Origin of the sequence: Natronoarchaeum sp. GCM10025321 (assembly GCF_042663585.1) — an archaeon.
Classification (GTDB): Archaea; Halobacteriota; Halobacteria; order Halobacteriales; family Natronoarchaeaceae; genus Natranaeroarchaeum.
Window position 1 is genome coordinate 1,779,759 of the sequence record NZ_JBHTAN010000006.1, and the last position, 12,691, is coordinate 1,792,449.

At 64.8% G+C, this 12,691-nt stretch carries 14 protein-coding genes; 4 read left to right on the forward strand and 10 right to left on the reverse strand.

All coding sequences use genetic code 11. The features are described from left to right. The first annotated feature begins 102 nt into the window (after positions 1 to 102). Entirely contained in the window at positions 103 to 1,191 is a 1,089-nt protein-coding gene (locus tag ACFQL3_RS11870; protein ID WP_377054520.1) for a GNAT family N-acetyltransferase, read from the forward strand. A gap of 16 nt (positions 1,192 to 1,207) precedes the next feature. On the opposite strand, the gene ACFQL3_RS11875 is transcribed toward ACFQL3_RS11870, so the two are convergent. From ACFQL3_RS11875 to ACFQL3_RS11890, 4 genes are all read right to left on the reverse strand, one after another. Further along, entirely contained in the window at positions 1,208 to 2,716 is a 1,509-nt protein-coding gene (locus ACFQL3_RS11875) for a (R)-citramalate synthase (protein WP_377057092.1), read from the reverse strand. 308 nt (positions 2,717 to 3,024) lie between these two features. Further along, on the reverse strand, positions 3,025 to 3,366 hold the full coding sequence (locus ACFQL3_RS11880; RefSeq protein ID WP_377054522.1) for a DUF192 domain-containing protein: 342 nt from the start codon (positions 3,364 to 3,366) through the stop codon (positions 3,025 to 3,027). 3 nt (positions 3,367 to 3,369) lie between these two features. Beyond that, positions 3,370 to 3,705 carry a 2Fe-2S iron-sulfur cluster-binding protein gene (locus tag ACFQL3_RS11885; RefSeq protein ID WP_377054524.1) on the reverse strand — a complete coding sequence of 112 codons (336 nt, stop codon included), beginning with the start codon at positions 3,703 to 3,705 and terminating at the stop codon, positions 3,370 to 3,372. A 69-nt stretch (positions 3,706 to 3,774) separates the two neighbouring features. Further along, positions 3,775 to 4,173, reverse strand: a complete 399-nt coding sequence (locus ACFQL3_RS11890; protein ID WP_377054526.1) for an acyl-CoA thioesterase — start codon at positions 4,171 to 4,173, stop codon at positions 3,775 to 3,777. 103 nt (positions 4,174 to 4,276) lie between these two features. Between ACFQL3_RS11890 and ACFQL3_RS11895 the strand changes: the two genes are divergently transcribed. Beyond that, positions 4,277 to 5,647, forward strand: coding sequence for a geranylgeranyl reductase family protein (locus ACFQL3_RS11895; RefSeq protein WP_377054528.1), 1,371 nt, complete (start codon positions 4,277 to 4,279; stop codon positions 5,645 to 5,647). 13 nt (positions 5,648 to 5,660) lie between these two features. Further along, positions 5,661 to 6,167, forward strand: coding sequence for a cupredoxin domain-containing protein (locus ACFQL3_RS11900; protein ID WP_377054530.1), 507 nt, complete (start codon positions 5,661 to 5,663; stop codon positions 6,165 to 6,167). A gap of 60 nt (positions 6,168 to 6,227) precedes the next feature. On the opposite strand, the gene ACFQL3_RS11905 is transcribed toward ACFQL3_RS11900, so the two are convergent. Continuing rightward, entirely contained in the window at positions 6,228 to 7,529 is a 1,302-nt protein-coding gene (locus ACFQL3_RS11905) for an amidohydrolase (RefSeq protein ID WP_377054532.1), read from the reverse strand. A 52-nt stretch (positions 7,530 to 7,581) separates the two neighbouring features. Next, positions 7,582 to 7,911: a 30S ribosomal protein S10 gene (locus ACFQL3_RS11910; RefSeq protein ID WP_377054534.1), complete on the reverse strand. Its 330-nt coding sequence runs from the start codon at positions 7,909 to 7,911 to the stop codon at positions 7,582 to 7,584. Between the two features lie 166 nt (positions 7,912 to 8,077). On the opposite strand from ACFQL3_RS11910, the gene ACFQL3_RS11915 reads away from it, so the two are divergent. Then, the gene (locus ACFQL3_RS11915) at positions 8,078 to 8,515 is read left to right on the forward strand and encodes a bis(5'-nucleosyl)-tetraphosphatase (protein WP_377054535.1); all 438 of its coding nucleotides are present in this window, start codon (positions 8,078 to 8,080) and stop codon (positions 8,513 to 8,515) included. Positions 8,516 to 8,577: 62 nt separating this feature from the next. Here ACFQL3_RS11915 and msrB read toward each other — a convergent pair whose 3' ends face one another. From msrB to ACFQL3_RS11935, 4 genes are all read right to left on the reverse strand, one after another. After that, positions 8,578 to 8,994 carry a peptide-methionine (R)-S-oxide reductase MsrB gene (gene msrB / locus ACFQL3_RS11920; RefSeq protein WP_377054537.1) on the reverse strand — a complete coding sequence of 139 codons (417 nt, stop codon included), beginning with the start codon at positions 8,992 to 8,994 and terminating at the stop codon, positions 8,578 to 8,580. 92 nt (positions 8,995 to 9,086) lie between these two features. After that, positions 9,087 to 9,656, reverse strand: coding sequence for a VIT1/CCC1 transporter family protein (locus ACFQL3_RS11925; protein WP_377054539.1), 570 nt, complete (start codon positions 9,654 to 9,656; stop codon positions 9,087 to 9,089). 13 nt (positions 9,657 to 9,669) lie between these two features. Then, entirely contained in the window at positions 9,670 to 9,963 is a 294-nt protein-coding gene (locus ACFQL3_RS11930) for a DUF211 domain-containing protein (RefSeq protein ID WP_377054541.1), read from the reverse strand. Between the two features lie 107 nt (positions 9,964 to 10,070). After that, positions 10,071 to 12,638, reverse strand: coding sequence for a calcium-translocating P-type ATPase, PMCA-type (locus ACFQL3_RS11935; RefSeq protein ID WP_377054543.1), 2,568 nt, complete (start codon positions 12,636 to 12,638; stop codon positions 10,071 to 10,073). Positions 12,639 to 12,691 lie beyond the last annotated feature (53 nt).

A 12,691-nucleotide genomic window follows, 5' to 3' on the forward strand; every position in this document is an offset into this window, starting at 1 on the left:
GGAAAGCCCGTTGTTGCCAGTTAGTATCCAGTCAATTACTATCTGGCCACGTACCGTCCCCACGAACGTATTCATACGTCGTCGTCGTAGTTCGTCAGAGGGATGGTACAGACAGCAGAGTACGCAGTCAGGCTATTCGAATCCGGCGACCTCCAGGGGTTCTTCGATCTGTACGAGACGGTGTTCGGCGACGAGCGGAGCGACGAGTGGTTCGACTGGAAGTATCGCAACAACCCGTACGTCGAAGGGGTGCCGATCCAGGTGGCGACGGACGGGACCGGAACTATCGTCGGCGCACGGCCGGTGTTCGCTCTGCCGCTATCCATCGACGCCGAGCGGGTACTGGCACTACAGCCGTGCGATACGATGGTCCATCCGGACCACCGACGGCAGGGGTTGTTCACGCGGATGACCGAGCGGGTGATCGAGCGGTACGCCGATCACGAGGCGGCGCTGTTTTTCAATTTTCCGAACCGGTACACCAGGGCCGGTAACGAGAAACTGGGGTGGGATGTGCTCGGACAGGTCCCGACGTACTACCGGTTTCAGCACCCCTCGGCGTGGCTCTCGACGGATTCGCTCGTCCGGAACGCCGCCGGCGTGGCGGCGGATGCGATTGCACGTGGATACGCGGGGATCAGGACGTCGCTCACCGACGCGCCCGGGGGAATCACGGTGACGCGAACCGACCGAGTGCCAGCCGACGTGCTCGCGTCGTTGTATACCGAGGCAGTGCCGTCGGGAATCCACACGCCGCGGGACCGGGAGTTCTGTCACTGGCGCTACGAGAACCCGGACTGGTGGTATCGGTACTACGTCGCCCGACGGAACGGCGACCCCGTCGGCGCTGCTATCGTCGGTAGGAGGACCGGTCGGAATGGCGCGGTACGACTCACGGACATCCTGCCGGTCACTCTGCAACCGGACCCCACGGTCGCCCTGCTGCAGGCGATCATCTCGGACACTGCCGATCACAACGCGATCCTTGCCCCGTCGACGCTACCGACATCCGTTCTCTCGGCATTCGGGTTCCATGGGGACACGGCGTTCCCGCTTTCGAGGGTCAGTTCGCCGACGATGCTCGCGGTCAGACCGGCGGCACTGGATCCGGACGCATGGTCGCCCGAGGTCCGGTCGGCGGCGACGCTCTCGAACTGGGAGATCACGTTCGCCGAGCAGGACACCAGCTAAAAAATCGAACGGGCGGTCAGTCGTCGGCCAGGACGACCGGTCCGTCGCCGGACACGGACAGGAGTCGATCCATCGCGTCGACCATCGCACTGACCGACGCGGAGGTGATATCCGTGTCGCTGTTGGCGACCGTCACGGAGTGGTCGCCGCGACTCATCTCGACTTCGACCGTGACGACGGCGTCGGTACCGCCGGTGATCGCATCGACTTCGTACGATTCGAGCGTGACGTTGGCCGCTTTGCCGAGCGCCTCTCGGACCGCACTGACGGCGGCGTCGACCGGGCCACTGCCGGTTCCGGAGGCGACCCGTTCCTCGTCGTCGACGCGCAGGCGGACGCTCGCGGTCGGGATGCCGCCCCCGCTGGCCGCGGTGAGATCGAGCAGTTCGACGCGGCGCTCGCGGTCGGTGCCCTTGACGTCCTCGGCGATAGCCAGCAGATCAGCATCGGTGACTCGCTTGCCGCGGTCACCGATCTCCTTGACCCGCTTGACGACCTCGGTGAGTTCCTCGTCGTCGACCGAGACGCCGTGTTCTTCGAGGGCGGCGCGTGCGCCGGCGCGACCGGTGTGCTTGCCGAGTACGATCCGTCGTTCGCGGCCCACTTTCTCCGGCGGGTATGGCTCGTACATCCGGTCGTCCTTGAGCGTCCCGTCGGTGTGGATGCCGCTCTCGTGGGTGAAGGCGTTCTCGCCGGTCACCGCCTTGTTCGGCGGTAGCTGTACACCTGTGGCCTGTGCGACTGCCTGGCCGAGGCTGTACAGTTGGGTCGTGTCGGCAGTCTCGATTCCGTAGTTGTGATCGAGTGCGATAGCGACCTCTTCGAGTGCGACGTTGCCGGCGCGCTCACCGAGGCCGTTGATCGTCCCGTGGACGAGATCCGCGCCCGCGGCGACGCTCGCCAGCGCGTTCGTCAGCCCCATCCCGAGGTCGTCGTGGGTATGAGTGCTGACAGGGCCGTACTCCGCGAGCGCGGAGACGACCTCGTAGGATCGCTCCGGACCTGCATGGCCGACGGTGTCGGCGTAGCACGCCCGGGTGGCTCCGGCGTCAAAGGCCGTCGCCATCAGCTCCTCTAAGAACGCTAGATCGGCGCGGCTGCCGTCCTCGGCGATCACTTCGGTCCAGAGACCGTGATCGCGGGCGTACTCGACCAGTTCCGCGGTGTCGGCGATCACCTGCTCGCGGGTGGTGTCGACCTTGGTCTCGATGTGGCGGTCGCTCCCCGGCACGACGATGGTGACGCCGTCGACGTCACAGTCGAGCGCGAGGTCGATGTCGTTTTTGACGCCGCGAGCGAAACTCGTGATCGTCGCGTCGAGGTCCAGATCCGTCACTTTCCGGATCGTTCGGCGCTCGCCCTCGCCGGTACAGGCGCTGCCGGCCTCGATCACGTCGACCTGTGCCCGGTCCAGCGCGCGGGCGATGTCGGCCTTCTCGTCGGGCGTCAGCGAGATGCCCGGCGCTTGCTCGCCGTCTCGCAGCGTCGTGTCCAGAAGCGATACCTCTGTCTCGTCGTCGTACAGCGGATTCGTGGCGGGGTCGCCACCGAAGAAGCCCTGCGTGTCTCCCGGTTGCACGCGTGAGTCACTCGTCCCCGAGAATTTCTCGGCCAGCCAGGTTGCCCCGACTTCCTCTATCCTCGGAATCCGACTGAGAGGAATCCTCTCGTGTCATATCCATCGTGGTAAAAGCGCACACGGCAGATAAACTTCACGGTTCCACAGTTTCTGTCCCTGATTCCGGGAGGGGGCAGGGACAGATCCCGGCACGGCAGCCGAGTTCGAGCGGAGACGTTTCGACTCAATGAGCGGTCTCCCGAGAACATAACCGCTCACGGCGCCACGGTCACTCGATCGCCAACCGAGACCGCTTCGGCGGCCCCCGCCGGCAGTTCGATCACCAGATCGGCCTCCCCGCTGGCGAGACCGGTCCACGCCGAGAGGGTCTCGCTTAGTGTCACCTCGCCGTCGGCGATCCAGACGGCATCGAGCGAAAAGGGGACGAAGAGCATGTGGAGACTGCGAGCCCCCACGCCGTCGAACTCGAAGACGAGCGCGTAGTCGTCGGGGATCGAACGCCGGAACATGAGGCCGCGGCCGCGCGAGACGATGCCCGTCGCGCGGTCGACGGTGGCGGCCAGCGTCTCCCCGCTGTCTTCGTGGCGTACCCGCACGGCTTAGTCGTCGGCGGTCGCGTCGCCCGCACCTGCTTCGGCGGCGACATCGTCGCCGATGCTCGGCGGATACTTGCCGCGATCGAGTGTCACGTCCGACTGCGGGCGAGCCATGCATGTCAGCGCGTAGTTCTCGGCTTCTTCCTCGGTGAACCCACGGGCGGCGGGCTGAGTGACCTCCCCCTCGACGATTTCGGCGGTACAGGCCAGACACATCCCGACACGACAGGAGTACTCCTGTGCGATCCCCTCTTCGAGGCAGCGGCTGAGAATCGTCTCCGTGTCCGAAACCGTGATCTCCTCGTCACGGCCGACGAACTCGACGGTGTACTCGGTCATACTCCTCTGCTACGAACGACCTTGATAAAACTCTTTATTCCCTTGGTCCGCCGCGCGCCGGCGACCTGATCAATCCGCGCTCCCCGTCTCGACGCCCAGTCGTTCGGCCCACGCCTCGGGCACTGGCCGCGGCTTCTCGTCCTCGTCGAGGATCACTTGCGTCGTCTGCGCGCTGGCCGCGCGGTCGCCGTTAGCACGGATTTCGTAGTCCAGCGTCACGCTCGTCGTGCCGATATCGGCGACGCGGATCGCAACGGTGACCTCGTGGTCGACGAGAATCGGCGATTCGTAGTCCACCTCGACGTGGGCGATGACCGTCGAGATGTCCCGGTTGCCGATCACGTCGCGGAAGAAGTCGATCCGTGCGGACTCCAGATAGGTGACGTAGACCGCGTTGTTGACGTGCCCGTAGGTGTCGAAGTCGTTGTATCGCTTCTCTATCGTCGTCGTGTAGCCGTACTCGCTCACGTCTACCGTGAGGCTACTTCGGGACAAGTATGTTGTCGTCGCGGGGGGCCAGCGGCCGAATCCGAAGTAAAACGTTTTGACCGTGGGGGTACGACCCGTCTTTATGACTACATCGGAGCACGACGTCGTCGTCGTCGGGGCAGGTACATCCGGCTGTTACGCCGCTGCAACGGCGGCAAACGCCGGCCTCGACGCCGTCATCGTCGAGCGCAAGGACGCCGAGGAAGCAGGACATATCGCCTGTGGAGACGCTTTGAAGGGTGCGTCGGAGTTCCCCGAATCCATCCCGCGATCGAAGATCGAGCCCTCCTTTACCAACACCGGGGTCGACCACGGGCGGTTCGAGATCCCGCAGGAGGACACGGTTCTCGAAATTCCCGTCCCCGGCGAACTCGCGGTGATCGACCGGCTGGAGTTCGGGCGACTGCTCATCGAGGGTGCCGAGGAAGCCGGTGCCGATATCCACTACGACACGGTCGTCAAAGACGTCACACAGACCGACGATGGCCGGGTCACGGGTATCGAGGCAGTCCGAAAAGACGAGCCCAGAACGTACGAGGCGGAAGTCGTCGTCGACGCCGCTGGCGCCCTATCGGTGCTTCAGGACTTCGCGGACCTGGGCGATGCGACGTTCGACACGAACGTCACCTACTCGCAGTTCTGTTCGGCGTACCGCGAGATCATCCACGTCGACGAGCCAGTCGAGTGGGACGACGCCCTCGTGTTCAAACCGACCGAACGCGCCGCGGGCTATCTCTGGTACTTCCCGCGGACCGAGACGGAGATCAACGCCGGGCTTGGCTTCCAGATGAACGAGGAGCCGATGAAACTCGTCGACGACCTCAAGCAGGATCTGGAGAAACGCGAGGAGTTCGACGGCGCAGAGGTCGAGGACAAACTCGGCGCGGCGCTCCCGACGCGACGGCCCTACGACTCAGCAGTCGCGCCGGGCTACGTGGCCGTCGGCGACGCCGCTGCTCACGTCAATCCGACGACCGGGGGCGGAATCGCCGGCGCGGCCTACGCCGGCCAGTACGCCGCGGAAGCGGCGGTCGACGCCCTCTCGAACGGCGGCCCGACCGAGGATGCCCTGTGGGAGTACAACGAGCGAGTGATGGACCACTTCGGCGGGCGCTACGCCGCGCTGGACGTCTACAACATCCACATCACGGGCGGCGAACTGGACGAACTGACCAGCCTGCTGGCGGCCCTGCCGGGCGAACAGATCGCCGAGGGGCTTTACTCCGGGTCGGCGTCGATCCCCCTGTCGGTGAAGCTCAAGACCGCCTACAAGAGCTTTGGCCACTGGGGCAGTATCTACACCCTGTATCAGACCAAACAACTCGCCGACGAACTGCTCGAACACTACGACGATTACCCCTCCTCGCCCGAGGGGTTCGATGCCTGGCAATCCCGTCGTGACGAGCTAATGGATCAGATCTACGAGACCACGGGCGCGGATCGCAAGTACTGATCCGCACACGCTCATGGGATCGAACACTCGTCGGCGACTGCTGCAGGGGCTTGGAGCCGGCACCATCGCGCTTGCTGGCTGTTTCGGCGGCGATGGGGACGACCCCCAAAACGGCACCGGAGCGGAAAACGGTGACGAGGGTGAAACCGGCGAACAGGACGAGGGCACCGAAGACGACCCGACGGGCGAGGAGGACGAGTCGGAGGAGTTGGAGATTCCCGCCCCCGTCGACTGGACCGACGAATCCCGCGCGACCATCGAGGTCGGTCAGGGCGGCGAGGACGCCTTCGTGCCGGATGCCGTTCGCGTCGAGACCGGAACGACGCTTCGCTGGGTCTGGATGACGGACGGCCACAGCGTCGTTCCGACCCACCAGCCCTCGGACGCCGGATTCGAGGGAAGCGAGTCGGTCGAAGACGGCGGCTTCGAGTTCGAGTTCGTTCCGGAGACGCCGGGCGAGTACCGCTACGTCCGCGAGGAACACGAGGAGATGGTGGGCTACCTCGTCGTCGAGGAGTGAGTTAGCAACGAATTCTGGGACCCCGGTAGGGGGTTCTCGATCCTGTCGTTCTGTGACCAGCTAGCTGGTCGGCTCGCGGTCGCTCAGACGCGTGATCGCTCCGGACAGGACGTCGACACCGATCGGCAGGCTTGCCTCGTCGACGTCGAAGGTCGCGGTGTGGTGGCCGCCGGGGTGGTCGGTGCCGATGCCGACGTAGCAGGCGAGGCCGCCGTTGTCCTGCACTTCCTGCATCAGATACGTGGCGTCCTCGCTCCCGCCGAGAGCGGCGTGTTCGACGACCGACTCCACGCCGTCGACGCTGTCTGCGACGTCCGCGACCGTCTCGGCGATCTCCGGATCGCTGTCGGCGCTCGGTGCGCTCGCTCCTTTCTCGATCGACACCTCACAGCCGTGCATCGTGGCGGCCCCGTCGACCACGTCGTAGGCCCGGTCGAGCATGTAGTCGCGGAGCGCGGTCGTGTCGCCACGGACCTCGCCCTCGATGCGGGCCTGCTCGGCGACGATGTTCGAGGCGGAACCGCCCTCGATGACGCCGGCATTGACTCGCGTCCCACCGTTCTCGTGGCGGGGGATGGCGTAGAGGTTCTGGACGGCCGCGGCGACCGCCTGATTGGCGTTGTTGCCCAGTTGTGGCTGTGCGCCCGCGTGAGCGGAGTCGCCCGTGAACTCGATTTCGAGTTGCGTGACGGCCAGGAACTCGCCGATGCCCGCCACGACTTCACCGGTCGGATGGCTCAGTCCGACGTGGGCCGCGAGCAGGTAATCCACGTCGTCGAGATGGCCGCTCTTTGCCATCGCCCGGCCACCGCCGATGACCTCCTCGGCTGGCTGGAAGAGGAGTTTGAACGTCCCCGAGAAGTCACTGTCAGCGATGGCTTCCAGCACGCCGACGCCGAACGTCGCGTGGGCGTCGTGTCCGCAGGCGTGCATCGCGCCGGTTTCCGAGCGGAATCCTTCCGCGGCGGGGACGTGGCTCTCGTCGTCGGCTTCGGGCCGCGGTAGGCCATCAATGTCGACGCGGAGGCCGACCGTCGGCCCCTCGCCGCGTTCGAGGACTGCGACTGCGCCGGTGTGCCCGCCGGCCATCGGTTCGAGCACGTCCGGGTCGCTTCCCTCACGGTCGGAAAGTAGCTCCTGAGCGCGCTCGAACCAGCTATCGATCTCCCTGTCGTCTGGTACCGCCGCTCTGTCCTCGCTCGAAAGCGCGTCCTCGCCGACGTGTAGTTCGTCGACGCCGATCCGCTCGACTTCTTCGAGGATCCGTGCGGTGGTGTAGAACTCCCGCCACGCGGGTTCTGGCCGTCTGTGCAGGTCGCGCCGGAGTTCGACAAAGTGATCGTACCGACTGGTCTGTGACATACCGATGCCTTGGGAGAGCGGTTACTTAATGGCTCCCGCGAAAAAAACTGAGCTACGATCCCGAGCCGACCTGACTGATCTGCTTGACCTCGACCTCGACGTGGAGGGAGTTCGGGAACTGCTTTGCCGCGATCTTTCGGGCGATGTCGTCGTGGCCGACGATCTCGATCTCGCGGGTGTAGACGGTGTAATCCCAGGAGGTGAACTCCGCGCCGCCGGTCGTCCGCTTGGCCTGCGGGACTCGAAGCCGCTCGGGGGATTTCGAGTGGGGACCGTTCATTTCGACGCCTTTTCGTTCGGTCGTCGAGCGGATATCCTCGACGACGCTGTCGAGGACCGCCCGATCGCCGCTCTGCAGGATTAGTTTCGTGATGAAGGTCATGCTGGGGGTTGGATAATGTATGCTCGCTCCGGGGGTAAAAAGCCGTCCCTATCGATTTCACATGTGTGTGGCCCTCACGATGGGGCTCGCGAATCGGTGTCGGTGAACACCCCAAGACACCCGTCGTCCGATATTCTCTTAACGGGTGGCCGTTTACTTTAGTTCAATGACGGTTGAAGCGACGAGCGCGGGCGCGATCCTCTTTCGGGATACGCGGGGCCGCCGGGAGTATCTCCTCCTCAAAAGCCGCCCCGGGGACTGGGAGTTCCCCAAAGGCGGCGTCGAGGGGACCGAAGAGCTCCAGCAGACGGCTATCCGTGAGGTCGAAGAGGAAGCAGGTATCGCCGATTTCCGACTACTCGATGGGTTCCGCGAGGACTACGATTACGTCTTCGAGGCCGACGGCAACACGATTCACAAGACTGTCCACTTGTTCATCGCCAGGTCGTTCGAGGCCAGCGCGGAGCTCTCCCACGAGCACCGCGACCTCCAGTGGCGTGATTACGAGCAGGCGATCAACACGATCACTCAGGACGGCCCACGGGAGATTCTCGAACAGGCCCACGAGTTCCTGAACGAACGCGAAGAAGACGACGAAAAGTAACGCCCCCGCTCCACGGCGACAGTATACCCTCGGGGAGCATCCCCACAGCGGCGCGTCTCTCCTCAGTCTTCCGCGTCGGGATCGAACTCCAGTGAGGCCGAGTTGATGCAGTAGCGCTGGCCCGTCGGCTCCGGCCCGTCGTCGAACAGGTGGCCCAGATGGCCTTCACAGCGGGCACAGACGACTTCGGTTCGATTCATACCGTTGCTTCGGTCGACCCGTGTCTCGACGTTCTCCTCGTCGACGGCGTCGTAGAAGCTCGGCCACCCGCTCCCCGAATCGAACTTCGTGTCGGCCTCGAACAGGGTCAGCCCACAGCCGGCACACGCGAACTCGCCGTCCTCTTTGACGTCTAGATACTCGCCGCTGAAACGAGGCTCCGTCCCCGCTTCTCGCAGCATCTCGTACTCCTCGTCGGTGAGGCGGTCACGCCATTCGGCGTCGGTCTCCGGCAGGTCGTCGGTCTGCTGATCGCTCATGTCTCTACGCAGGGTCGCGAGGTGAAAAGGGCTGTCGACGGCGGCGACCGGCGCGGAGACTGGTGCCGCTGGATTCCCCCGACAGATCGCTCCTAGCTTGGCACAAACAGGTTGAGTACCGCGACAACGATCCCGGCGAGTCCCATTCGGATGCCGGCGACGATCCAGTTCTGTTTCGAGATCGATCCGAGATAGGCGCCGAACCCGAACAGTACGGTGACGCCGATACCGATCGACACGAGCGTCGCTTCGAGCAGCGAGAAGAGGACGTCGTGTGCGAGAAACGGTAACAACGGCAGGATGATTCCGATGAGTGGCCCGATCCCGCTTGCCACCGCGTTGATCGCACGAGCGCTCCGACGTCGCTGCTCGACCATGGTCCCGTCGAGGTCGGTCAACATGGAGCGTTCGATCCGCAACTGTTCGGCCTGTTTCTCGGCGCGTTCGATCTCCCAGACGCTCCAGACGCCGGAGGTTCCCAGTCCGACGCCCGCCCCGATGCCGATCATGAACACGGTGATGCCGTCTGAGACGCCGGAGAGGTACGCGCCGACGACGACGCCGATACACGTCAGGGTACCGTCGAACCCGTTCGAGATCAGGTAGCGCCGAGAGATCGAGCGAACCTCGTCGTCCTCCAGGAGGCTACGGAGGGAATCCACGAACGACACCGACTCACCGATCCTGTGGCGTCCCGCTCTGTTCGACCAGGCGGTCGCCGCAGACGACCTGATCGATCGAGTGAACCGCGCCGCCGATCCTCTCGACGGTCGCTTCGACGGCGTCAGCGTCGAGGTCGTCGCCCTCGAGAGTCACTTTGACTGTCTGGACGTTCCGGTCGGTCTCGACCAGGACGGTGTTGGCACCAGTGACTCCCGAGCAGTCGGCGATAGTGGCAGTGAACTCCAGGATATCCGGGTCGTACGGCTTCAGGACGTCGAGGACGAGACGCCGTAATGGTGGTGTCATGCTCCAAAGTAACACCATCGGCGGCCTTATCGCTGGGGGAGCGTGATCCATCGAGATACCCGAACAGCGCGAGGAGTGCCTGGGAAAACCCCAGAGCGTCGGCCGCATCACTGCCGCTCCATCCGTTTGACGAGCGCGGCGACGGCGAAATACCCCGGGAGACAGATGCCAAGAACGACTGCGAGAAGCCCCCAGTCCGCCGTGCCAAGCGGCACCGTCCCGAAGTAGCGGTTGAGCGGCGTATACAGGACGGCAAGCTGGAGGATGATCGACGCCGCCACGGCGGTTATCAGCCACGGGTTCGATAGCGTCGGCGTCTCCCGTAGCCAGCGGATGACGTAGAGCCCCGCAAACTCGAGGAAGACGAATCCCGTAAACACCATCGTCATCGTGTACGGCGTGATTGCGGCCGCACCCTCCAGCGTGTAAAACATGAGCGCGAGCAGGGTCACGGTAGTCACGGTACCCATGCCGCCGATCAGTCCGATCATCTGGCGGCCGATGATCCCGCCACTGGGATCGCGCGGTGGCCGCTCCATCACGTCGCCGCTCTCGGGGTCGGCACCGAGGGCGAGCGCCGGGAGTCCATCGGTTAGCAGGTTGATCCATAGCAACTGGACCGCCGGCAGGATGAGGTAGCCGTACAGCGAGGCCACGAAGACGATAGCCACCTCGGCGACGTTCGCGCTAAGCAGGTAGGCGACGAACTTCCAGATGTTGTCGAAGATCGCTCGCCCGCGTTCGACCGCGCGTTCGATCGTCGCGTAGTTGTCGTCTAGCAACACGATGTCGGACGCCTGCCGTGCTACGTCGGTCCCCCGTTCCCCCATCGCGACGCCGACGTCGGCGTTTTTCAGTGCCGGGGCGTCGTTGACGCCGTCGCCCGTCATCGCGACGTCGTGGCCCTCGGCCTGGAGCGCTTGCAGGATCCGAACCTTGTGTTCCGGTGACGTTCGGGCGAAGACGTCGACGGAGTCGACTCGCTCGCGAAGCACGTCGTCGGCCATTCCCTCGATCTCTCTGCCGGCGAGGGCCTGCGTGCCGATCCCGAGGGATTCGGCGATCGCTCGCGCCGTCCTCACGTTATCACCGGTCACCATCTTCACGTCGATGCCGGCGCGCTGGGTCGCCGCGATGGCATCAGCGACCTCCTCCCGTGGCGGATCGATCATCCCTGCCAGCCCTACGAACGTCAAGCCCTCGGCGAGATCCTCGGCGTCCGCAGGCTCCTCGCGGTAGGCCATCGCGAGGACGCGAAGCGCGTCGTCGCCGAACTCCCCGACCATCGACTCGATCCGGTCGCGGGCGTCCGCGGAGAGCGCCACTGGTCCGTCGTCGGTCAGGATCCGATCGCAGTGGTCGACGACGACCTCCGGTGCGCCTTTCACGTAGCCAACGTCGTCGTGGACGGTTCCCATCCACTTCCGTTCGGACGAGAACGGCACCTCGTCGGTCCGGGGGTTCTCCTCCCGGAGAGCGTCGATATCGAGGTCGTGACGGTCGGCCGCTTCGAGCAACGCCCGTTCGGTCGGGTCACCGTCGTCGTCGAGCGTCGAGTCGTTACAGAGCGCACTGATCCGTAGCAGCAGGTGCTCGCGCTCGGAGAGTGCTGCCGTCTCCTGGTCGACTTCGAGGACGCTATCGTTCGTCCACAGGGTGCTGACGGTCATCTGCCCTTTCGTGAGCGTTCCCGTCTTGTCGGTACAGACGGCGTCGACGGCACCGAGGGCCTCGACCGCTGGAAGCCGTCGCACGAGCGCGTTCTCCGCCGACATCTGGCGGACGCCCAGCGCCAGCGTCAACGTGACCACTGCCGGCAACCCCTCCGGAATCGCGGCGACCGCAAGCGAGACGGCGGTTAACCCGGCCTGAACCGCTGGCGTGCCCCGGAGTAGCAACAGCGGTGCGACCAGCACCGAGAGGACGAGGACGCCCAGACCGAGCGTCCGGCCCAGTTCGTCGAGTTCGTCCTGTAGCGGCGTTCGCGTCGCTTCGGTCGCCGCGAGTTCCTGTGCGATCTCGCCGACCTCGGTCTCCATCCCCGTTCCGGTGACGACAGCGACGCCCTTTCCGCGGGTGACGTTCGTCCCCTTGTAGACCATCGAGACGCGTTCGGCGAGAGAGGTGTCCCGCTCGACTGCGGACGCCGCTTTCGAGACCGGAACGCTCTCACCGGTCAGCGCCGCCTCGTCGACGTCCAGATCGGTTGCCTCGAGAAGCCGTCCGTCGGCGGGAACGACATCGCCGCCCTGCAGAACGACGATATCGCCGGGGACAAGCGCCGTGGCGTCGACGTCGCGCTCCTCTCCCTCGCGTCGAACGGTCGCCGTCGGCGTGGTCAGTTCACGAAGCGATTCGAGGCTGCGCTCGGCACGGTAATCCTGTACGAAACCGAAGAGCCCGTTGGCCACGACGATGATCGTAATCAGGACCGCGTCGACGGCGTGGCCCGCCCAGATCGACAGTCCGGCCGCGACGAGCAACACCCAGATCAGGACGCTATCGAACTGTGCGAGGAAGATCCCGAACGGCGAGCGGCCGCCGCCCCGAACGATCTCGTTTTCGCCGTACTCCTCGCGACGTTGCTGGACCTCGTCATCGGTCAGCCCCTCCGGTCGCGAATCGCAGTCCGCGAGGACGCGTTCCGGTGGCGTCGCGTGGATTGGATCGGACACAGTTTACACTACTGTACGCGGATCCAAAATCGTATGTGACCAGTTTGAGTTCT

Bases quoted from the DNA above. Each gene is read 5' to 3' on its own strand.
- ACFQL3_RS11870 (WP_377054520.1), top strand. From the start codon at position 103: ATGGTACAGACAGCAGAGTACGCAGTCAGGCTATTCGAATCCGGCGAC.
- ACFQL3_RS11885 (WP_377054524.1), bottom strand. From the start codon at position 3,705: ATGACCGAGTACACCGTCGAGTTCGTCGGCCGTGACGAGGAGATCACG.
- ACFQL3_RS11895 (WP_377054528.1), top strand. From the start codon at position 4,277: ATGACTACATCGGAGCACGACGTCGTCGTCGTCGGGGCAGGTACATCC.
- ACFQL3_RS11900 (WP_377054530.1), top strand. From the start codon at position 5,661: ATGGGATCGAACACTCGTCGGCGACTGCTGCAGGGGCTTGGAGCCGGC.
- ACFQL3_RS11905 (WP_377054532.1), bottom strand. From the start codon at position 7,529: ATGTCACAGACCAGTCGGTACGATCACTTTGTCGAACTCCGGCGCGAC.
- ACFQL3_RS11910 (WP_377054534.1), bottom strand. From the start codon at position 7,911: ATGACCTTCATCACGAAACTAATCCTGCAGAGCGGCGATCGGGCGGTC.
- ACFQL3_RS11915 (WP_377054535.1), top strand. From the start codon at position 8,078: ATGACGGTTGAAGCGACGAGCGCGGGCGCGATCCTCTTTCGGGATACG.
- msrB (WP_377054537.1), bottom strand. From the start codon at position 8,994: ATGAGCGATCAGCAGACCGACGACCTGCCGGAGACCGACGCCGAATGG.
- ACFQL3_RS11930 (WP_377054541.1), bottom strand. From the start codon at position 9,963: ATGACACCACCATTACGGCGTCTCGTCCTCGACGTCCTGAAGCCGTAC.